This is a genomic window from Streptomyces sp. NPDC107559 (genome assembly GCF_055657365.1).
Window position 1 is genome coordinate 245,922 of record NZ_JBVKBD010000006.1, and the last position, 22,061, is coordinate 267,982.

Consider the following 22,061-nt stretch of genomic DNA (forward strand, 5'->3'; position numbering starts at 1 on the left):
TCCGCTCCTCGGACGCGGCCCGGCGCCGTCCGCGCGGGTCCTCGGTGCCCGGCGGGTGCGCCGGGGTCATGACGGCGTTCCGCACGGGCGGTCCTGGAGCGCTTCCCGCGCGAGTCCTACAGTCGCCGTATGCGTATCGTCTCCCTGCTGCCCGCCGCGACCGACATCGTCGCCGAGCTCGGCCTGGCCGCCGCACTCGTCGGCCGGACCCACGAGTGCGACTGGCCGGCGCACGAGGTGGCGTCGGTGACCGTGGTGACCGGCGCGGACCTCGACCAGGACCGGCTGACCAGCCGGGAGATCTCCGACGCCGTGGGCGGCTCGGCCCACTCCGGCTCGTCGCTCTACACCCTCGACACCGACACCCTGGCAGCTCTCCGGCCCGACGTGGTGCTGACACAGGACCTGTGCGACGTGTGCGCCGTCTCGTACGAGAAGGTCAGCAGCGCCGTACGCCTCCTGGACGCCGGCACCCGCGTCCTGAGTCTCGAACCCCGCACGCTCGACGACGTACTGGACTGCCTCGTGACCGTCGGCGACCTGCTCGGTGTCCGCGAGCGCGCCGAACAGCGCCAGGCGGCACTGCACGACCGACTCGACAGCGTCCGCGCGGCCGTCGCGGGGCGCCCCCGGCCGCGGGTCGTGGCCATCGAATGGCTGGACCCGCTGTGGCCCGCCGGACACTGGGTGCCGGAGCAGATCACGGCAGCCGGGGGCACACCGCTCCTCGCCTCTCCCGGCGAGCACACGAAGCCGATGACCTGGGAGGCGGTACGCGCCGCACGGCCGGACGCGGTACTCGTGCTGCCGTGCGGCTTCCCGCCCGAACGGACCCTGAGCGAGGCCCACTTGCTCACGGATCTGCCGGGCTGGACGGACCTCCCGGCGGTACGTACCGGACAGGTCTGGGTGCTGGACGGCCCGTCGTACTTCAACCGCCCCGGTCCCCGCGTGGTGCGGGGCGCGGAGGTGCTGGCCCACGTTCTGCACGGGGCGCGGACCGGAGCGGCGGTGACGGCGGCGGAGGCGGTGCCGTTCCCCGGGTTGTCGGGGTGACGGTCGCCCGGACCGTCTGTTAGAAGGCCGTCCAGGTGAACGCGACCTTGTCGCCGGCCTTCAGCTTGAACTGGCAGCCGCCGACCGGGGTGGATGTGCCGTTGACGGAGATGTTCCAGTAGGCGCCGGCACCGCCGCTCACGTTCTTGATGGTGTCGACGGAGAAGTCGTCGAACGAGGCGTACCAGGTCCCGTCCCAGGTGAAGTGCCGCTTGCGGGCGGCGTCATCGAGAGCCGCGGTCGGCGTGGGGACCGCGGAAGGGTTGGCGGCTCCGTTCGTGCCGTCGCATTTGTGAGTGCCACCGGTCGCTGTCGTGACCTCGTGGCCGTGCGTTCTAATCTTGCCCTTGAAGAGAAGTCCGTCCGGTCCCTGGACCGTCAGCGAGACTTTGACGCGGGCGTTCGTGTCCGGGGTGGTCTGGGCGTGGGCGGCGGCAGGGGCGGTCGCGAGGGCGAGGCCGAGCGCCGTCGCTGTGATCAGGGTGCGGCGTGCTGGTCTGCGGAGCAAGGGTGAGCCTTTCTCGTCCGTACGGCCTGCGGCCCGTCGCCGAACGAGCGGACCGGGCCCCGGACGGCCGGCCGGTCCATCGCTTCGCCGACGGACGGCCTGCCCGTCCTTGGACACCGGACGTGGCTCTCGGCTTCGCGCTGCAGACCATGACAGTGGGAAGCGGTTCTCCGCACGCGCCGGGTTGTCCGACTTGCGGCCCGAGGGCCGCACACGGTTGCAGGTCAGCGCCGGATTCCTACCGGCTTCCCCCAGTCGCGCGCGTATGCAGTTGTTGTGCGCTGCGTTCGCCTCGGCGGCACGAAAGCTGCCGCAAACGGGTGCGAAGTCGACTGATTCTAAGGCTGGTTGAGGTACGGATCTACGGCACAGGACCATGCCGCCCGGGAAGTCCCCGCGGCTGACGGCCTGCGGGAGCGTGTGGCCTGGCGTTGTCGATGAGGCCGAGACCCGTCTCGGAGATGCGCCGGGAGGCATACCGCGACCAGTCGAGACAGGGGTCCGTCTGCAGCGGGCCGCGTGTGACCGGGCTTGTTGGTTGACACTTGAATGCGTCTGCCACCTGCACCGATATCGAGACAATGCGGCTACCGGCGCACCCGTGGCATCCCCAGGCCGATCCACGCGATGATCTCCCGCTGGATCTCGTTGTTGCCGCCGCCGAATGTGAAGATCACCGCCGAGCGGTAGCCGCGTTCCAGCTCGCCGCGCAGGACCGCGCCCGCGGACCCCTCCTGGAGCGCGCCCGGGGCTCCGACGATCTCCAGCAGCCAGGCGTAGGCGTCGCGCCGGGCCTCGGAGCCGTACACCTTGACTGCGGAGGCCTCCTGCGGGGTCAGGGTGCCGTCCTGGACGGCGCTCACCATCCGCCAGTTCATGAGCTTGAGGGCGTCGAGCCGGGTGTGGACCTGTGCGAGCCGGCGGCGCACCCAGGGCAGGTCGACCACCCGCCGGCCGTCGGCGAGCTTGGTCTCCCGCGCCCAGCGCTGCACGTCGTACAGGGCGCGGATGGCCATGGTGCCGTGCGCGGCGAGGGTCACCCGCTCGTGGTTGAGCTGGTTGGTGATCAGCCGCCAGCCCTGGTTCTCGGCGCCGACGCGGCGCGAGACGGGGACGCGGACGTTCTCGTAGTAGCTGGCCGTGGTGTCGTGTCCGGCGAGGGTGTTGATGAGGGTGCAGGAGTAGCCGGGGTCCGTGGTCGGCACCAGCAGCATGGTGATGCCCTGGTGGGGCGGGGCGGCCGGGTCGGTGCGCGTGGCGAGCCACACCCAGTCGGCCGTGTCCCCGTTGGTGGTCCAGATCTTCTGCCCGTCGACGACGTAGGTGTCGCCGTCCCGTACCGCGCGGGTGCGCAGCGCGGCGAGGTCGGTGCCTGCGCCGGGCTCGCTGTAGCCGATGGCGAAGTCGATCTCGCCGGAGAGGATGCGCGGCAGGAAGTACGCCTTCTGCTCCTGCGTGCCGAACCGCATCAGGGTCGGGCCGACGGTGTTGAGGGCCATCAGCGGCAGCGGCACGCCCGCCTGGGCCGCCTCGTCGAAGAAGATGAACTGCTCCATCGCCGACAGACCGCGTCCGCCGTACTCCTTCGGCCAGCCCACCCCGAGCCAGCCGTCCGCCCCGAGCCGCCGGACCGTCTCCCGGTAGAACCGCTTCTGGGCGGCGGGCTCGGCATGGCGGGCGGAGGCGTCGGCCGGCATCAGCCCGGCGAAGTAGGCGCGCAGTTCGGTGCGCAGCCGCTGCTGATCGGGCGTGTGATCGAGGTGCACGGCGCCTCCAGGTTCCCCTCGGCCGGTCCTGACGGCGCACACCGTAGAACGTGTTCCAGAAATTGGGAACGGCACTCACACCACCGGTCGCACCCGAGGCCGGCCGCGGCACGGCACCGGCGACCGCACGGACCCGCCCTGGCACCGGCACCGGCAAGGGCGACCGCACGGATCCGCCGGGACATGGGAACCCGCACGGTCCGCCCGAGCGCCGAACCCGCGGACCCGCTCAGGCATCGGTCCGCACGGACCCGCCCGGGTCAAGGTCCGCGCAGACCGCGGTCCGCCCGGGCCGGGGTCCGCGCGGACCGATGCGGGCGCGGCGGACCGCGCCGGCTCACCTCAGCGCGGCCATGAAGTCCGCACAGGCCCGCGCACACGCGCGGCAGGTGTCCGCGGCCGCCTCCGCCCCCGGCTGCCCGTCGAACATCTGCGCACATTCCAGACAGACGGTGCGACACCACTCCAACTGGATGCGGGCACCCTCCTCGTCCATGTCGTCACCCTGCTCGGCCAGCACACGACAGGTGGCGTCGCACACCTCCGCGCACATGATCGCCTTGCGTCGTACGAGTTCCCGCTCCTCACCACTCCCACCCGGATCGACCAGGCTCGCGCGCACGGCACACACCCGGGCGCAGTCGGCACACGTCTGCGCGCACGCGAACCGGTCCTCCAGGAACCGGAACAACTCCTGCTGGGATGTCGTCAATGTCACACCCTGCGGGTAGCCGCGTCGCCCGGAGCCAAACGCGAGGCCCGGCAGACCGAAGCGGAAGACGACTGAAGCGGAATATACGGTTCACCCCGATCCCAGCGGGTATCCGAAGGGCATGATTACCGCAAACGCGCAGATAGCCGCGCAAAGCGGCTGGCTGACTCTCGGACCACTGCTGGCGGGCCTGGTCGTCGTGGCCATCCTGCTGGGCGGTTTCTACTGGGGCGCCATCGTGCGACGCCGTGAGTCGCCACCGCCACGGCCGGACGAACAACCGCACCTGCCGCCGGGCGGGGCGGTCCGCGAGGTCCAGGAGAACCGTGAACCGGACGAGATCCCCAAGGGCCCCAGCCGGGTGCTTCCGCACGACCTGCACGGGTACGGAAATCTCGGCACCCGCAGCAGTGCCTCCAAGACGCGGCCCCGCTGGGCCAGGGGCACCAGCGGGTCGTTCGGCGGCGGCGGGCTGGGCGGCCACTGAACCCGCGCCCACCGTTGTGACGGGCCCGGGGCCGCTGCGGCGGCCCCGGGCCCCTGTCTCCTCCCGGCCCACCCTCAGCCCGCCGCGCCGAGGTCGAAGACGATCCGGGCCCTGACCTCGCCCCGCAGGACTTCGTCGATGCAGTCGTTCACGGTGTCCAGCGGCCGGGTCTCGTAGATCACCCTGGTACGGCCCGCCGCGTGCAGCTCGAAGACCTCGGTGAGGTCCTGCCGGGTGCCGACGATCGAACCGATCACCGAGGTGCCGTTCAGGACCGTGTCGAAGACGGGGACCCGGATCGTGCCGTGCGCCGGCAGGGCCACCATGACCAGTTTGCCGCCCCGGCGCAGTCCGGAGTGGACGGCCGCGAACGAGTCCTCGTCCACCGCGAGGGCGAGGGCGGCGTGCGCGCCGCCGTGCTCCTTGAGCACCGCGCCCACGTCCTCCTTGCGGGCGTCGATGACCAGGTCGGCGCCGAGTTCCGCGGCCAGCCGCAGCTTCTCGTCGGAGATGTCGACGGCGGCGACGGTGGCTCCGGCGATCTTCGCGTACTGCACGGCGAGATGCCCGAGCCCGCCCACCCCCGAGATCGCCACGAGCTGTGCGGGCCGCACACCGGCGACCTTCAGCGCCTTGTACGTGGTGACGCCGGCACAGGTCAGCGGGGCGGCGTCGAGGGCGGTGACCCCGTCGGGCACCGGCTGGGCGAAGTCGGCCCAGGCCAGCATCTGCTCGGCGTAGCCGCCGTCGCAGCCGTAGCCGGTGTTGATCTGCTGCTCGCACAGTGTCTCCCAGCCGGACCGGCAGTGCTCGCACCGGCCGCAGGCCCAGCCGAGCCACGGCGTGGCGACCCGCTGTCCGACGCTCAGGTGGGTGACGCCGACGCCGAGCTCCTCGACCAGGCCGACCCCCTCGTGGCCGGGCACGAACGGCGGGCTCGGCCTGACCGGCCAGTCTCCGTGCGCCGCGTGGATGTCGGTGTGGCACAGGCCGCTGGCCTCGACCCGGACCCGGATCTGTCCGGGTCCGGGCACGGGATCGGGGCGGTCCTCGATCACCAGCGGCCGGCCGAATGCCTGCACGACTGCTGCCTTCATGATTCAGCTCCTCCGTGTCCAAGCCGACCCGGCCGGCGCAACAGGGGCCGGGGCGCGTCGGCGGCCGACGCTCGCTCCGCGGCAGCGCCGTCTCTCAGCGTGCCGGTGGCCACGGCCGCCCGCAGCGCGAGAGCCGCCGTCCCACCACTCGGCCGCCTCGGCCGCCCCACCAGCAGCTCCGCCTGCGCCGACCCGCACCGCGGGCCCGGCCGACCAGGACACGAACGGCGCCCCCGCGTAGCCGTGGGTCACGGCCGCCCCGTACCGCCGCCCGGGAGAGGACGATGACGGACAGGTTCGGGCAGTGTACGGACAGTAAGCGACATCAGGCCATGAGGGCGGCCGGAAGGCGCTGAGATGTCCTGCGACCGATCGCAGGATGGGGTGGGACATGGCCGACTTGGTTGACGCGGGACCGGCGCGGTCGGCCGGCGTGGGGCAGCAGCAGATGCAGAAACGGTGCCGCTGTGAAACCCTAACGCCGGAGAGTGGTCCCGGCGGAGCCGAGGAACGCTTCCGGGGCCTGCTGGAGGCCGCCCCCGACGCCATGGTGATCGTCGACGACACCGGGGTCATCAAGCTCGTCAACGCCCAGACCGAGGCCCTGTTCGGGTACCGTCGCGAGGAACTGCTCGGGCATCCGGTCGAGTTGCTGATCCCGGAACGCTTCCGCTCCCAGCACACGCAGCACCGCGGCGGCTACACGGCCAACCGGCAGGTGCGCCCGATGGGAGCCGGGCTCGAACTGCACGGAATCCGCAAGGACGGCACCGAGTTCCCGGTGGAGATCAGTCTCAGCCCGCTGGAGACCGCGGAGGGCCTGCTGGTGTCCGCCGCCGTGCGCGACGTCAGCGACCGCAAGGCCGCCGAGGCCCGTATCAACGAGCTGGCCGCGCTCGTGGAGTCCTCCCAGGACGCGATCCTGGCCAAGACCCTCGACGGGTACATCACCTACTGGAACGCGGCCGCCCAGCGGCTGTACGGCTACACGGCCGAGGAGGCGATCGGCCGGCACGTCTCGCTGCTGGCCCCCGCCGAGCTGGAGGACGAGATCAGCGCGCTGCTGGAGCGGCTGCGCCAGGGCGAGCGGGTCGAGCACTTCGAGACCCTGCGGGTCACCCGCACCGGCGGGCTGCTGGACGTGGACGTCACGCTCTGGCCCACCCGGGACGCCCACGGCACGGTGGTCGGGGCCTGCGCCATCGTGCGCGACATCAGCGACCGCAAGCGCGCCGAGGCCGAACTCACCGCGCTGTACGAGCAGCAGCGGCACATCGCGCTCACCCTCCAGCGCAGTCTCATGGGCACCCCGCCCGCCCTGCCGGCCCTGGCCACGGCGAGCCGTTACCGGCCCGCCACCCAGGGCGCCGGCGTGGGCGGTGACTGGTTCGACCTGATCCCGCTGGGCGCCGACCGGGTCGGGGTGCTGATCGGCGATGTCATGGGCCGCGGCCTCGAAGCCGCGGCCGTCATGGGCCAGTTGCGCTCGGCCGCACACGCGCTGGCCAAGACCGGGATGCAGCCCCGGCAGCTCATGCAGGCCCTGGACACCTGTGTGACCGACCTGGACGTCCCGGACCAACTGGTCACCTGCTGCTACCTCGTCATCGCCCCCGACGCGGGCACGGTGACCGTCTGCTCGGCCGGGCATCTGCCGGTCCTCGTCGCCGGGGCGGGAAACATGATCCGCGACCTGCCCGCACCGGTGAACGCGCCGCTCGGCGTCGGCGGCATCCTGTACGAGCAGTCCAGCTGCGCCATACCGCCGGGCGCCACGCTGGTGCTCTACACGGACGGCCTGATCGAGACGCCGGGCAGCGACATCGAGGTCAGGCTGGGCGAACTGACCGTCGTACTGAACAGCTTCTTCGCCGGGACGCCGTGTCTGGAGGCCGCCGCCGACCATGTGCTGGCGAGCCTGCTGCCGGACGCCGAGAGCCACAACGACGATGTCACGCTGCTGCTGGCGCAGTTGCCGGCCGCGCCGCTCGCGGCCGTCGCCGCCGACCTTCCGGCCCTGCCCGCCTCGGTGCCCGAGGGCCGCGCCCTGCTCCACAAGGCACTCTCCTCGTGGAACTGCACGGCCAGCGCCGACGACGCCCTCCTGCTGCTCTCGGAGACCCTGACCAACGCCGTCCAGCACGCACAGGGCCCGCTCGGGCTGCATCTGCACCGCACCGCCACCGACCTCACCGTCGAGGTCAGCGACCGCAGCCCGCAGCTACCCCAGCCTCGGCTGGCCGGCGAGGACGAGGAGTCCGGCCGGGGCCTGATCCTCGTACGCACCCTCGCCGACAACTGGGGCGTCCGGCCGACCGACGAGGGCAAGACGACCTGGTTCACCCTGAAGCTGTGACGGCCGCCGCGGGCCGCGGCGGGGTGCCCATGCCGCGGCCCGGCTCGTTCAGGCGGAGAGCTGACCGCCCCGGTCGAGGGCCGGCCGGGCCGGGTGCGCAAGGACCTGGCGGTCCCCGCGCAGCAGGGCGAGGGCGTCGAGATGGGCCTGGATGTACGGGACGGCCACGCTCTGGAGTTCACCGGGCACGAACGCGGGCTGGACGTTGACCTCGAAGACGACTCCCCCGTTCTCGACGGCCAGGTCGACCCCGGCGAAGGGCAGCCCGACCGACTCGGTCGCGGCGACGGCGAGTTCGGCGAGCCGCGGGGGCAGCTCCTGCGGCGTCAGGTGGACGGGAGTGGCACCCCGGCAGGTGTTGCAGGGCGTGTCCGGTTCCGGCTGGAGGTGCTCACGGGCGTGCACGACCCGTCCGTCCAGGACGAACACCCGGAACTGGTGGCGCATGCCGTCCGCGGTGACGTTGCCCGCGTCGCGGGACAGCAGCCAGTCGGAGCCGCATCGCGCGTAGAAGTCGGTGGCGTCGTCGAGTTGGGCCACGGTGGTGATGTGGAAGGTGTCGTTGCCGCCCGTGCCGACCACGGGCCGGGCCCAGACGTCACCGCCGAGCCGGCCGAACGCGGCGGCCGCCTCCCGCCGTTCGGGCCGGGACAGGACGACGGTCTCCATCTGGGCGACACCGTCGCGGGCGAAGCGCTCCACGGTCAGGTTCTTCTGCGTCGCCGTTCGCCAGGCGGCCGGGCCGGTGCCGAGGGACACCACCTCCGGTGCCTCCAGCAGGCGCTGGAACGCGGCGAGTTCATGACGGTGCTGGGGCTGGATCTCGTAGAGCACGACCACGTCGGGGAGCACGTCCGTCTCCTCCTGCGGGACGTACAGCCGTAACCGGCCCCCTTCGAGGACGCCACGGCCCGGCCCGCGAGCTCCGAAGTGCCGGGCGTCGATCCGGACCGGCGGGGCGCCGGTGAGCAGTTCCACCGCCTGGGCCAGGTACTCCCGGCAGCCTTCGGTGGACGTGGGGTCGGCGATCAGGGCGATGCACGGTCGGGACACAGCGGCCTCCAGGGGTCGACGCGCGCTCGGTCCGCGGGGCTGCCGACGTTGCGGTCCGAGCGGATTCACAGGGGTGGTGCCTGTCGCACGCGTGGCCGTCGGCACCCCTGCGCTCCGATGGAGCCGAGCCGGTGTGCGCGGCCGCGCCCGGTACGGTCGGCGGCCGTGGCGGGACGGCCGGGGACCACGTGCTGGGAGCCGGCCCTGCGGCACGCTCCCGCAGAGCCGTGGCGCCACACTGTAGGCGCCCGGCGAGCGGCCGTGACAGGGCGCATGGCGCCACCGCCCCTGCTCCCGCCTCTGCGCCGTCCGCACCCGTGCGTGCGCCCTGCCGGCCCACCGTCTCCGTCCGGCCGCTCGCGACCGGGCCGCACTCCTGTCCGGAGCTCTCAGCCGTCTCCTAGCCCTCCCAAGTCCACTCCGCGACCTCCGGGAGGTCGACGCCGTGCTCGCGGATCCACTCGTGGTGACGTTGCCGGGCGTCCTCCATCCGCTGCCGTACGGCCGCCGCCCGCACCGCGAGCCCCGGGACCCGGTCGATGACGTCCATGACCAGGCGGTAGCGGTCGAGGTCGTTGCCGACCACCATGTCGAACGGCGTGGTCGTGGTTCCGATCTCCTTGTAGCCGCGGACATGCATGTTGCGGTGGCCGCTGCGACGGTAGGCGAGGCGGTGGATCAGCCACGGGTAGCCGTGGTAGGCGAAGACGACCGGCCGGTCCGGGGTGAACAGGCCGTCGAACTCGAAGTCGCTCATCCCGTGCGGGTGTTCCTCGCTCGGCAGCAGGCGGGCGATGTCGACGACGTTCACCACGCGCACCGCCAGCTCCGGCAGGTGCCGACGCAGCAACTGCGCGGCGGCCAGCACCTCCTGGGTGGGGACGTCACCGGCGCAGGCGAGCACCGCGTCCGGTTCACGGGTGCCGTCCTCGGTGCCCGCCCATTCCCAGATTCCGGCGCCGCGCGCGCAGTGGACGCGGGCCTGGTCCATCGACAGCCAGTCGAAGCAGGGCTGCTTGCCGGCCACGATCACGTTGACGTAGTCGCGGCTGCGCAGCGCGTGATCGGCCACCGACAGCAGGGTGTTGGCGTCCGGCGGGAAGTACACCCGCACTACTTCCGGGCTCTTGTTGAGGACGTGGTCGACGAAACCGGGGTCCTGGTGGGAGAAGCCGTTGTGGTCCTGGCGCCACACGTGCGAGGTGAGCAGATAGTTGAGGGACGCGATGGGTGCGCGCCAGGGCAGGCGGCGGGTCACCCGCAGCCACTTGATGTGCTGGTTCACCATCGAGTCGACGATGTGCGTGAACGCCTCGTAGCAGGAGAACAGTCCGTGCCGGCCGGTGAGCAGATAGCCCTCCAGCCAGCCCTGGCAGGTGTGTTCGGACAGCATCTCCACCACCCGCCCGTGCGGGTCGAGGTGTTCGTCGACGTCGAGGGTCTGTCCCTGCCAGGCCTTGCCGGTGGCGGCGTAGACGGCGTCGAGGCGGTTGGAGGCGGTCTCGTCGGGGCCCACGAGACGGAAGTCGCGCCGCTCGGCGGTGGCCGCCATCACGTGCTGGAGCACCTCGCCCAGGACCCGGGTGGGCTCGTGCAGGGTGAGGCCCGGCTTCTCGACCGGGACCGCGTACGTCTCCAGTGCGGGCAGGGGGAGTTCGCGCAGCAGCAGCCCGCCGTTGGCGTGCGGGGTGGCGCCAAGCCGACGGGTGCCCGTGGGGAGGCAGGCCAGGACGTCGGGGCGGGGGCGGCCGTGCTCGTCGAACAGTTCCTCGGGGCGGTAGGAACGCAGCCAGGCTTCCAGCAGCCGCAGGTGCTCCGGGTTCTCCCGGACGCCGGCCAGCGGCACCTGGTGCGCACGCCAGGTGCCTTCCACAGGCACGCCGTCGACGGTCGCCGGACCGGTCCAGCCCTTCGGGGTACGCAGCACGATGACCGGCCAGCGGGGGCGTTCGGTGGCGTGCTCCTCGCGTGCGGCGCGCTGGATCCGCGCGATCCGGTCCACCGCGGTGTCCAGGGCGCGGGCCATCGCCCGGTGGACGACGTCGGGGTCGTCGCCGGTGACGTGGATCGGGTCGTGGCCGTAGCCCCGCAGCAGTTCGTCGAGTTCGGACTCGGGGATGCGGGCGAGCACCGTCGGGTTTGCGATCTTGTAGCCGTTGAGGTGGAGGATCGGCAGGACCGCGCCGTCGTTGCGGGGGTCGAGGAACTTGTTGGAGTGCCAGGACGTCGCCAGCGGCCCGGTCTCCGCCTCGCCGTCGCCGATGACGCAGGTGACGAGCAGGTCGGGGTTGTCGAACGCGGCTCCGTAGGCGTGCGAGAGCGCGTAGCCGAGCTCGCCGCCCTCGTGGACGGAGCCCGGCGTCTCGGGCGCCACATGGCTGGGGACACCGCCGGGGAACGAGAACTGCCGGAAGAGCCGGGCCATGCCGGACGCGTCCCGGGTGATGTCCGGATACGTCTCGCTGTACGAGCCCTCCAGCCAGGAGTTGGCGACCACCGCCGGTCCGCCGTGGCCGGGCCCCCAGATGCACAGGGCGTTCAGGTCGCGGGTCCGGATCACACGGTTGAGGTGGGTGTAGACCAGGTTCAGTCCGGGCGAGGTACCCCAGTGGCCGAGCAGCCGCGGCTTGATGTGCTCGGCGCGCAGCGGCTCGGCCAGCAGCGGGTTGGCCATGAGGTAGATCTGGCCGACGGCCAGATAGTTCGCCGCGCGCCAGTGGGCGTCGAGCGTCCTGAGCTCGTCGTCGGTGAGCGGGGCGGACTCCTGCCGCGTGTCGACGGACATCTTGGATTCCCTTCCGGATCGGTGTTCGTCGGAGGTGCCGGTCCGTTCGTCTCCCACCCTCCCCCGTCCGGCGGGGAGCGGGCAGGAGGACCGGCCCATCCGGCCGAATCCGGGCAACCGTCCGGGCGACGCACCACTTCCCGGCCGGTCGGCCGCCTGTTCCGGTGTCCGGCGGTGTCCGGAAGGAGCGGGGCCGGGGCCGGTGCCGGTGCCGGGGAGGCCGGGCCGAAGCCGGGGGAACCCGTGCGGAGGCCGTACGGAGCCGGTGCGGAGCCTGTGCGGGTGTCCGGAAGGGCAAGGGAGCGGACCGGGGGCGGGGCCGGAAGCCGAGGTCGGAGGCGGGTCGGGGGCCCGGGGCGGAGGCCGAGGCCGGAGGCCGGGCCGGGGCCGAGGGGGCCGGTGCCACGGCCGAGGGGTCACAGATCGTGACGGTGAGGTCCACGGGTCCCATGCGGCCCCGACGACACGAGCGTACGGTGAAAGGGAGGTGCGAGCCTATGAGCAGCGGCAACGGCAACAGGAAGCGCCGCCTGTGGCGGTGGAGGAGCAGTCCGCTGCGTCGGCGTGACGACATCGTCGAGGCGTGGGTCATGCTCGCCGTCTGGGTGGCCGTCGTGGTCGGCGGCACGCTCGCCGGCCTGGTGACGACGCACGCGGCCGACCAGGAGTTCGCCCGTCAGCGCGCCGAACGGTACACCGTCGCGGCCGTCCTCCTCACCGATGTCGCGCCGGCCACCACCGCGACCGACGGAGTGGACGGGCGGGTCCCGGCGAAGATCCGCTGGACGGCGGCCGACGGCTCCACCCACACGGGCCAGGCTCCGGTGGCGGGCGGGCTGAAGGCCGGTACCTCGGTCATGGTGTGGCTGAACGCCCGGGGCACGCTCAGCGCCGAACCGCCGAGCGTCACGGAGGGCGCCTTCGAGTCGGCCCTGCTCGGCACGGGTGCGGCGCTGGGGCTGGCCGGTCTGGTCGTCGGGGCCGGGTCGGTCGTCCGGTGGCGGCTCGACCGGCGGCGCATCGACCAGTGGGGCAGGGAATGGGACGCGGTCGGCCCGCGCTGGGGTCACAAGACCGGCTGACGCCCCCGGGAACACCGGCGTCCCCGGCGTCGGCCCGCGGGCGGCCGGGCGGAGGAGCCGCACGGCGCGGCCGGCGTACCGCCTCGGGCCGACGGACCGGGGTCCCGGTGTTCGTCACGGGACCCCGGTCCCCGGCTCACGCGCCGGGCGCCGCCATCCGGGCCGCTGCCGCCCTGCGCAGCGGCGGCACGAACACCGTGGCCAGCAGGGACAGTACGAGGTTCAGCACCAGTGTCACGGTGAACGCGTGCGCGTAACCGTGCTGCGAGGTGGAGTCGCCCAGGGTGCTGAAGTAGACGAGGCCCACCAGGGCGACGCCCACCGACATGCCCAGCTGCCCCACGGTCTCCAGCACACCCGCCGCGCTGCCCGCCTCCTGCGGCGGCACCTCGGCCAGCGCGGCTCCGAGCAGCGGGCTGACACCCAGACCCTGGCCCACGCCGATGACGACGAGGGCGGGGACGAGCATCGGTCCGCCGAGATCGTCGCCCATGACCAGGGAAGTCACCAACAGCATCAGGTAGCCGAGGGCGTTGAGCCCGTAGCCGGCCGTCAGGACGTGCAGACCCAGCTTGGCCATGATCTTCGGTACGACCAGTGACACCGCGGTGAAGGCGATGCCGAGCGGGGCGAACAGGAGGCCGGACCCGAGCGCCGAGTAGCCCAGACCGCTCTGCAACTGGACGGCGAGCACGAAGAACAGGCCCGCGTTGCAGGCGAAGAACGCGAGGAACACCGCGTTGCCCGAGCGGTAGCCGCGCAGCCGCAGCAGGGCGGGGCTGACCAGTGGCTGGCCGCCGCCGGCGGCCAGTCGCTGCTCCCAGCGGCCGAAGGCGACGAAGAACGGCACGGACAGCACCATCGTCACGAAGCACCACACCGGCCAGCCGGCCGTGCGCCCCTCGGCGAGCGGGAAGGACAGCAGCAGCAGCGCGACCGTCAGCAGTGCGACCCCGGGCAGGTCGAGACGGGGCCGCCGGGCTCCCTTGACGCCGGGCATGGTCAGCGCGGCACCCACGATGGTCGCGAGCCCCAGGGGCAGGTTGACCAGGAAGATCGGGCGCCAGCCCCAGCCGAACAGGTCGAGGCGGACCAGGACGCCGCCGATCAACTGGCCGGTGATCGCGGCCAGTCCGATGGTGACGCCGAACAGGGCCAGCGCGCGGTCTCGCCGCTCGCCCTCGAACGAGGTCTGGATGACGGAGAGGATCTGCGGGAAGAACAGCGCCGCCGAGAAGCCCTGGATGCAGCGGAACAGGATCAGCGGTCCGGGCCCCGGTGCGATGCCGCAGGCCAGCGAGGCGGCGGTGAACAGTCCGAGGCCGACCAGGAACATCCGCTTGTAGCCGACGATGTCGCCGAGCCGGCCGCCGGTCACCAGGAAGAGCCCGTAGACCAGGATGTATCCGCCCACCGTCATCTCCACCGCGGACACCGAGGCGTGGAGGTCCGCGCGGATGGAGGGGATGGCGACATTGACGATGTAGGAATCCATCATCGCCATGAAGGTGGCGGCCATGGCCACCAGGACCATGGCGCGCACCCTGCCGGGGCCGGGGCCCGGCGGTCCGGTGACATCCCTTTTCCCCGCGGTGGGGTCCGTGTCGTCGCCGTCCCGTTCAGTGACGGTGGCGGTCTGCTCGTCCTGCATCGCCGGAGCCTCCCGGAATTGCCTGAAAATCGTCCGCGCTGCCCCTGGGGAGCTATTGACCGCTGTTCGCGGTGGCGGCCACAAAGATTCACCCGGCCCCCGATGCGCATCCTTTGTCCAAGGCTGCGCGCACCCTCTCACCTGGTACGACACGGATCAGTGTCGAGGAAAAGGCTGGCACGGCCGGGGGCATTCCGAAGTAATCGGGCCGCTTATCCGCGTGCATGAAAGATCAACGCAATGTGCCCGGCGAAATGAACTTGTCGCGCACGCGCCCGGCGGCCGCGCGCTTCTAGCGTTCTTCCCGGTGCGGCTCTCGCACCTTGTCGTGCACCTCCGGCACCGACAGGCCCTTGTTGATCTCTACGGGGAAGAGTCACACCGACATGCCACACAGCAATCCGGGCATTCGTCTGCCGTTGACCGCTGCCCAGTCGGGCGTGTGGGCGGCCCAGCAGCTGGACCCCGGGAACCCTCGCTACAACTGCGCCAGCTACCTGGAGATCCACGGATCCGTCGACGTCGTCCGGCTCCGCCGGGCGGTGGACACGGCCCTGGCCGAGGCGGAGGCCCTGCGGGTCCGTCTCGACGACACGCACGGACCGGGACAGTCGGTGACACCGGTGGCAGAGAGCCGACTGGAGTGTCTCGACCTCTCGGCCGCCGAACGGCCGCGGGCCGCCGCCGAGGAGTGGATGCGCGCCGATCTGTCCCGGCCCGTCGACCTGGTGTCGGGCCGGCTGGTCCGACACGTGCTCATCGAGGAGTCCCCCGACAGCCGGCTGCTGTATCTGCGCCACCACCACCTCGTGATGGACGGCCTCGGCCAGACCGTCCACGTCCGGCGCATCGCCGAGATCTACACGGCGCTCGCCGCGGGCGCCGAACCGCCCCCCTCCCGCGCACTGCCCCTGCGCGACCTGGTCGCCGCGGACGCCGCCTACGCCGCCTCGCCCGCCTTTGAGCGCGACCGCGCCTACTGGCTCGACCGGTTCGCGGACCGCCCCGACCCGGTGAGCCTGAGCGACCAGGACGCCGGATCCGCGCGCGGCCTGCTGCGCCGTACCACCGACCTGCCCAGCGCCGACGTCGCCATGCTCAAGGACGCCGCCGCACGCCTGGGGACACGGCCGTCCGCACTGCTGATCGCGGCCGTGGCCGCCTACCAGTGCCGGATCACCGGGAGCGAGGAGACGCTGCTCAGGCTTCCGCTGCCCGCCCGCTCGTCCGGCGCCGCCCTCGCGACACCGGCCATGTCCGCCAACGAACTGCCCGTGCGCCTCTCGGCCCCCCGCACCGCCGCCTTCGCCGAAGTGGTGGCCGGGGTCTCGGCGGAGATCGGCCGGGTGCTGCGCCACCAGCGCTTCCGCGGCGAGGAGTTGCACCGGGAGCTGTTCCCCGACGGACGGCGCGAACCGCTCGCGGGAACCACGGTCAACGTGGTGACCTTCGACGCCGAGGTGAACTTCGGGGACCTGCCGAGCACCGCGCACCACCTCTCCTCGGGGCCCGTCGACGACCTCCGGTTCGACTTCTTCTCCGACGCCCACGGCAGCCGCGTACGGCTGAACACCGACGCCAATCCGCAGCGCCACACGGCGGGCGCCCCGGCCGCGCACAGCCGCCGCCTGCTCGCACTGCTGCGCCACGCGCTCACCGAGCCCGAACTGCCGGTCGGGCGTTTGGCGTTGATGGACGAGGACGAGCGCGTGTCCGTACTCGCCGTCAGTGCCCCCACCGCCCGCGCGTACGACCTCGACGCACGGCTGCACGAGCTGGTCCAGGCGCAGGCCGCCCGCACCCCGGACGCAGTCGCCGTACAGGTCTCGGGCGCTTCCCTGACGTACCGCCGGCTCGTCGACGACGCCCGCCGGCTGGCCGCCCACCTCACCGAGCGCGGCGCGGCGCCCGGCGGTGTCGTCGGTGTGCACCAGGAGCGTTCCCTCGACCTGGTCGTGTCCCTGCTCGCCGTGCTGATGTCCGGGGCGGCGTATCTGCCGCTGGACCCCGAACTGCCGGCTGCCCGGCTCGCCTTCCAGATCGAGGACGCGGCGGTCGGCACCGTACTGAGCAGCTCGCACCTGGCGGGGCGGCTGACCGGCACGGACGCGCGGATCGTCGCCGTGGACGAAGTGCTGCCCGAACTGGCTCCGGCCCCCTCGCCGTTGCCCGCAGGGAGCCCGTCCGACACCGCGTACGTCATCTACACCTCGGGCTCCACCGGCACGCCGAAGGGTGTCGCCGTGCCGCATCGCGGTGTGGTGAACCGGCTGCTGTGGATGCAGGAGGAGTACCGACTCGCGCCCGAGGAGTGCGTGCTCCAGAAGACCCCGTTCACCTTCGACGTGTCGGTGTGGGAGTTCTTCTGGCCGCTGCTGGCCGGGGCCCGGCTGCACCTCGCCGAGCCCGGCGCGCACCGCGACCCCAGGGCGATGGCCGCCGTGGTCCGTGAACACGGCGTCACCACCGCGCACTTCGTGCCGCCCATGCTCGACCTGTTCCTCGCCGAGCCGTCGGCCGCCGAGGTGCCGAGCCTGCGCCGGGTGGTGTGCAGCGGCGAGGCGCTGCGTCCCGAGACGGTCGCGCGGTTCCTGGACCTGTACGGGCCCCAGGGGCCGACGCTGTTCAACCTCTACGGGCCCACCGAGGCCTCCGTCGACGTCACCCACTGGCGGTGCACCGAACGGGACACCGCCGGCCCGGTACCGATCGGCCGCGCGGTCGCCAACACCGGCCTGTACGTGCTGGACCAGGGGGGCGAGCCGCTGCCCTTCGGGGTCCCCGGCGAACTGCACATCGGTGGCGTCCAGGTCGCGAACGGCTACCTGGGCCGGCCCGGACAGACCGCGGAGCGCTTCGTCACCGACCCGTTCGGCCCGGACGGCGGGATGCTGTACCGCACCGGTGACCTCGCCGTGCTGCGCGAGGACGGCGTCGTCGAGTACCGCGGCCGCATGGACCACCAGGTGAAGGTGCGCGGCCTGCGCATCGAGCCCGGTGAGATCGAGTCCGCGCTGCTGGCCCTCGCCGGGGTCGAGAGCGCGGTCGTCACCGCTCCCCGGCAGGCCGACGGACAGCGCCGGTTGTACGCCCATGTCGTGGCCCCCGGCACGACCGGCGAGGCCCTTTCGGCAGCCCTGGGCGAGCGGCTGCCCGACTACATGGTGCCCTCCCGCATCGTGCTGCTCGACGCTCTGCCCCTGCTGCCCAACGGCAAGGTCGACCGCAAGTCCCTGCCCGCGCCCACGGACACCGAACCCGTCGCCGAGGCGGGAGGTACCGAGCCGGAGGGCGAGATCGAGCGGCTGGTGCACGACGCCTTCGCGTCGGTCCTCGGAGTCGAACGTGTCGACGTCACCGCCTCGTTCTTCACGCTCGGCGGCGACTCCATGCTCAGCATCCGGATGCGCGCCGCCCTGGAGCGCGGCGGGCTCACCTTCGCGCTGCCCGACCTGTACACCGCGCCGACCGTACGCGGCCTGGCGCCGCGCACCACCGCGTACACCGCGGGCGGCCCGCGCAGCGAGCCGTTCACGCTGCTGTCCGGGTCCGACCGGGAACTGCTGCCGGACGGGGTGGAGGACGCCCATCCCCTCAGCAGCATGCAGTCGGGCATGGTCTTCCACGCCGAGTACGAGGAGGACTCCTCCGTCTACCGGGTGGTCACCAGCATCCGTGTCCAACTCCCCTTCGACGAGGGGACACTGCGCGACGCGCTCGACGGGACGTTCCGTCGCCATCCGGCGCTGCGCAGCTCCTTCCACCTGACCGGGTACAGCGAACCGTTGCAGCTGGTGCACCGCGAGGTGCGCGTCCCGCTCACCGTGGACGAACGGCTCCTGGGCGCGGACGGCTCCGTGCGCGACGGCTTCCTCGCCGAGTGGGCCGAGGCCGCCAAGCAGCACGGATTCGACCTGACGGCCGCCCCGCTGCTGGCCTTCACCGCCCACCCGCTGGCCGCGGACTCCTTCCAGCTGAGTGTGGTGGAGCACCATGTCGTGCTCGACGGGTGGAGCGACGCGGCGATGCTCGACGAGATCGTGGAGCGCTACCGCGCCGCACTCGCGGGCGAGGATCTGTGGCTGCCGGAAATCACCTCCACCTACCGCGAGTTCATCGCCGCCGAGCGCAGGGCGGAACAGAGCGAGGAGCACCGCGCGTTCTGGGCCGCCGAGTTGGCCGGTGCCGAGCCGGCACCGCTGCCGCTGCTGACCGCGGGCCGCGCCACCGGCGCCTGCCACCGGCGCTTCGACGTACCGCTCGACAGCACGGTCGGGGCGCGTGTCACCGAGGCCGCCCGCGCCACCGGACTGCCGCCGAAGTCCCTGCTGACCGCCGCCCACGCGGTCGTCCTGCACTCCGTGACGCCCGGGGACGAGGTCGTGACCGGCATCGTCACGCACGGCCGGCTGGAGGAGGACGGCGGCGACCAGGCGATCGGGGTGTTCCTCAACACGCTGCCGCTGCGGCTCACCGTCACCGACGGGTCCTGGCTGGAGCTGGCCCGCCGGGTCCACGCGCACGAGCAGCGCACGGTGGCGCACCGCCGTTACCCCTACGCCCGCATCCTGCGCGACCACGGAGACCTCTCCCTGGACTCGTACGTCAACTTCATGGACTTCCACCGGCAATGGGGCTCCGACAGCGCGATCGAGGACGGCTTCGGCATCGCCGAGACCGACTTCCCACTCGCGGTGAACTTCCTCGTCGACCCGGCCGGCGGCCGCCTCGGTCTGTGGCTGGACTGCGACACCTCACGGCTGGACCCCGAGTTCTGCGAGCGGCTGGCCGGCTACTACGGGCGTGTCCTGACGGCGCTCGCCTGCGGCCCCGGCTCCACACCGCCCGCCGAGCTGCGCGCCGCGGCCGAACTCGACCGGCTGCGGGAGTGGAACGACACCGCGGCGGCCTTCGACACCGCGGCCACGGTCCATGGGGCGATCTCCCGGCAGATCGCGGCGACGCCCGCCGCCACCGCCGTCGTCGACGGTCACGTGCGGCTCAGCTACGCCGAGCTGGACGAGCGTGCCAACCGGCTGGCGCACCAGCTGGTCGCACGCGGCGCCGGGCGCGGCAGCCGGGTCGGGGTGAGCGTGCGCCGCTCGGCCGACCTGGTCGTCACCCTTCTCGCCGTCGCGCGCAGCGGTGCCGCGTATGTGCCGCTGGACCCGGACTTCCCGGCGGACCGGCTGCGCTACATCGCCGAGGACGCGTCCCTCGACTGTCTGGCCGTCGGCCCCGGCGGTCCCGAGGGGCTGCCCGCAGGCGCCGTCGTACGACTGGACGAGGACGCCGCCGAGATCGCGGCACGCCCCTGCGGCCCGCTCGCCCCCGGGACCTTCGCGGCCGCTCCCGGCGATCCGGTGTACGTCATCTACACCTCCGGCTCCACCGGGCGGCCCAAGGGCACGGTGCTGCTGCACCGCAACGTCGTGAACTTCTTCACCGCCATGGACCAGCGGATCGGCATCGGCTCCGAGGACGTCGTGCTCGCGCTCACCAGCGTCTCCTTCGACATCTCCGTACTGGAACTGCTGTGGCCGCTCACGCGTGGCGCGGCGGTCGCGGTGGCCGGCGAGCGGATGATCGAGCGGCTCGTCCCGGCCGACGGCGAGGACTCGTTCTGCGAGCTGGTCGCCCGGCACGGCGCGACCCTGGTGCAGGCCACCCCCTCGTTCCTGGCGGCCGTGGCGGCACAGCCGGAGGCGCTGGACGCGCTGCGGCCGTTGCGGGCGCTGCTGGTCGGCGGCGAGGCCTTCCCGTCCGGGCTCGCGCGGCGGCTGCTCGGCGCGCTGCCTTCGGTGCGGGTGTTCAACATGTACGGACCGACCGAGACCACCATCTGGTCGACGGTCCACGAACTCGACCGCGAACGCGACGTCCACGCCGCGGCGCTGCCGATCGGCCGTCCCATCGCCAACACGCGGGTCCGGATCGTGGCGGGCGACGCCCGCGAGACGCCCGTGGGGGTCGCCGGTGAGCTGTGGATCGGTGGCGAGGGCGTGGCAGCCGGCTATCTCGACCGGCCCGAGCTGACGGCCGAGCGCTTCGTCGAGGCGGACGGCCACCGTTACTACCGCACCGGCGACCGGGCGCGGTGGCGGTCCGACGGGACGCTGGAGTTCCTGGGCCGCATCGACCGCCAGGTGAAGATCCTGGGCCATCGTGTCGAGCCCGACGAGGTGGAGAGCGTGCTCTCCCGGCATCCCGAGGTCGCCTCGGTCGCCGTCGTCGCCGCGCAGCGCAAGGGCGGCGGGGTCGAACTCGTCGCGTACCTCTCCCCGGTCACGCACGACGAGGACGCCGGCGGCGAGAGCGCGCACGTCGACCGCTGGCGCGATGTGTGGGAGGGCGCGTACGCGCCGGGCGCCGGTCCCGCGGAACTCCGCGATGACGAACGGGACTTCGCGGGCTGGCTGAGCAGCTACACCAAGCGGCCGATCCCCGCGCACGAGATGCGCGAGTGGCTCGGGCACACCGTGCGGCGGATCCGGTCGGCCGGGGCCCGCCGGGTGGTGGACGTCGGCGTCGGTGTCGGCCTCTACCTGCGGGAGCTGGCCCCGACAGCCGACTCGTACCTGGGCCTCGACCTCTCCCCCGCCGCGCTGGCCACCGCCGCCGCAGCCGTGCGCGTGGACGACCGGCTGCCCGGACACATCACGCTGCGGCAGGACGATGCGATGGCGCTGGCCGAACTGCCGGACGACAGCACGGATCTGGTGCTGTTCAACTCCGTGGCCCAGTACTTCCCCGGCGCGGACTACCTGCGCCGGGTGCTGACCGAGGCGGTCCGGGTGGCCGGCCCCTCGGGCGCGGTCTTCGTCGGTGACGTAAGGGATCTGTCCCTGCTGCCGGCCTTCCACGCGGACACCCAGCTGCGGCGGGCGCCCGCGCTGAGCGGCGTCGGGGAGGTGTCGGACGCGGCGGCCCGCGCGCTGGCCGAGGAGCGCGAGCTCTGCCTGACCACCGACTTCTTCGTGGAGTTCGCCGCCTCCGTGGGGTCGGGCCTGCGCATCGAGCTCAAGCGCGGCCGCAGCGTCAACGAACTGACCAGGTTCCGCTGGGACGTCACGCTGTACGGACGCGACCGCGGGCCGCAGGCCGCGGCAGACGGCAAGCGGCTCGGCTGGGACGAGGTGGCCGGGACCGGCGCCCTGGCGGAGCTGCTCGCCGGTACGGCACCCGAGCGCACCCTGACCGTCACGGGGCTGCCGGACCGGCGGCTGGTCCGCCCGCTCGCCGCGCTGGCCCTGCTGCGCGGCGGACTCGACTCCGGCGAGACCGCGTGGGACCTGGAGCGGGCCCTGTGGGAGGCCGGTGACACGGACGCGATCGATCCCGAGGACATCGCGGCTCTGGCCGCACGGCACGGCCGCACGGTCCGGCTGGTCCCGCCGGAGTCGGGCCGGGCCGGCGAGTTCCACGCGGTCTTCGAGCCGGCCGGTGCCGGACAGGCGGACTCCGATCAGGCCTCTCTCCAGTCGACCCAGCCGAGGAAGCAGTGAGCA

Annotated in this window: 12 protein-coding genes and 1 riboswitch; of the genes, 5 read left to right on the forward strand and 7 right to left on the reverse strand. The window is 72.6% G+C overall.

The genetic code is table 11. The annotated features are described in order from the left end of the window. The first annotated feature begins 129 nt into the window (after window positions 1-129). On the forward strand, window positions 130-1,056 hold the full coding sequence (locus tag ACZ7OY_RS20335; protein WP_471912632.1) for a cobalamin-binding protein: 927 nt from the start codon (window positions 130-132) through the stop codon (window positions 1,054-1,056). Between the two features lie 19 nt (window positions 1,057-1,075). On the opposite strand, the gene ACZ7OY_RS20340 is transcribed toward ACZ7OY_RS20335, so the two are convergent. The 3 genes from ACZ7OY_RS20340 to ACZ7OY_RS20350 form a co-directional block, all read right to left on the reverse strand. Further along, on the reverse strand, window positions 1,076-1,564 hold the full coding sequence (locus ACZ7OY_RS20340; RefSeq protein ID WP_471912633.1) for a DUF4430 domain-containing protein: 489 nt from the start codon (window positions 1,562-1,564) through the stop codon (window positions 1,076-1,078). A 161-nt stretch (window positions 1,565-1,725) separates the two neighbouring features. Continuing rightward, window positions 1,726-1,843, reverse strand: a riboswitch (cobalamin riboswitch). Window positions 1,844-2,151: 308 nt separating this feature from the next. Next, window positions 2,152-3,330 carry an acyl-CoA dehydrogenase family protein gene (locus tag ACZ7OY_RS20345; protein WP_471912634.1) on the reverse strand — a complete coding sequence of 393 codons (1,179 nt, stop codon included), beginning with the start codon at window positions 3,328-3,330 and terminating at the stop codon, window positions 2,152-2,154. Between the two features lie 337 nt (window positions 3,331-3,667). Continuing rightward, complete coding sequence (locus ACZ7OY_RS20350) at window positions 3,668-4,048, reverse strand: four-helix bundle copper-binding protein (protein ID WP_471912635.1); 381 nt, start codon at window positions 4,046-4,048, stop codon at window positions 3,668-3,670. 115 nt (window positions 4,049-4,163) lie between these two features. Between ACZ7OY_RS20350 and ACZ7OY_RS20355 the strand changes: the two genes are divergently transcribed. Beyond that, entirely contained in the window at window positions 4,164-4,529 is a 366-nt protein-coding gene (locus ACZ7OY_RS20355) for a DUF6479 family protein (RefSeq protein WP_471912636.1), read from the forward strand. 74 nt (window positions 4,530-4,603) lie between these two features. Here the strand turns inward: ACZ7OY_RS20355 and ACZ7OY_RS20360 are convergent, their stop codons facing one another. Further along, window positions 4,604-5,626, reverse strand: coding sequence for a zinc-dependent alcohol dehydrogenase (locus ACZ7OY_RS20360; protein WP_471912637.1), 1,023 nt, complete (start codon window positions 5,624-5,626; stop codon window positions 4,604-4,606). Between the two features lie 391 nt (window positions 5,627-6,017). Here ACZ7OY_RS20360 and ACZ7OY_RS20365 point away from each other — a divergent pair, with 391 nt between their 5' ends. After that, a complete protein-coding gene (locus ACZ7OY_RS20365; protein WP_471912638.1) occupies window positions 6,018-7,982 on the forward strand; it encodes a PAS domain S-box protein in 1,965 nt (654 codons plus the stop codon). Between the two features lie 48 nt (window positions 7,983-8,030). Here ACZ7OY_RS20365 and ACZ7OY_RS20370 read toward each other — a convergent pair whose 3' ends face one another. Together ACZ7OY_RS20370 and ACZ7OY_RS20375 are read right to left on the reverse strand one after the other, a co-directional pair. Further along, window positions 8,031-9,035, reverse strand: a complete 1,005-nt coding sequence (locus ACZ7OY_RS20370) for an ATP-grasp domain-containing protein (RefSeq protein ID WP_471912639.1) — start codon at window positions 9,033-9,035, stop codon at window positions 8,031-8,033. Window positions 9,036-9,435: 400 nt separating this feature from the next. Further along, a complete protein-coding gene (locus ACZ7OY_RS20375; RefSeq protein WP_471912640.1) occupies window positions 9,436-11,820 on the reverse strand; it encodes a phosphoketolase family protein in 2,385 nt (794 codons plus the stop codon). Between the two features lie 497 nt (window positions 11,821-12,317). Here ACZ7OY_RS20375 and ACZ7OY_RS20380 point away from each other — a divergent pair, with 497 nt between their 5' ends. Next, on the forward strand, window positions 12,318-12,902 hold the full coding sequence (locus ACZ7OY_RS20380) for an Rv1733c family protein (RefSeq protein ID WP_471912641.1): 585 nt from the start codon (window positions 12,318-12,320) through the stop codon (window positions 12,900-12,902). Between the two features lie 136 nt (window positions 12,903-13,038). Here ACZ7OY_RS20380 and ACZ7OY_RS20385 read toward each other — a convergent pair whose 3' ends face one another. Next, window positions 13,039-14,553, reverse strand: coding sequence for an MFS transporter (locus ACZ7OY_RS20385; RefSeq protein WP_471912642.1), 1,515 nt, complete (start codon window positions 14,551-14,553; stop codon window positions 13,039-13,041). A gap of 419 nt (window positions 14,554-14,972) precedes the next feature. Here ACZ7OY_RS20385 and ACZ7OY_RS20390 point away from each other — a divergent pair, with 419 nt between their 5' ends. Next, the gene (locus tag ACZ7OY_RS20390) at window positions 14,973-22,058 is read left to right on the forward strand and encodes an amino acid adenylation domain-containing protein (RefSeq protein ID WP_471912643.1); all 7,086 of its coding nucleotides are present in this window, start codon (window positions 14,973-14,975) and stop codon (window positions 22,056-22,058) included. Window positions 22,059-22,061 lie beyond the last annotated feature (3 nt).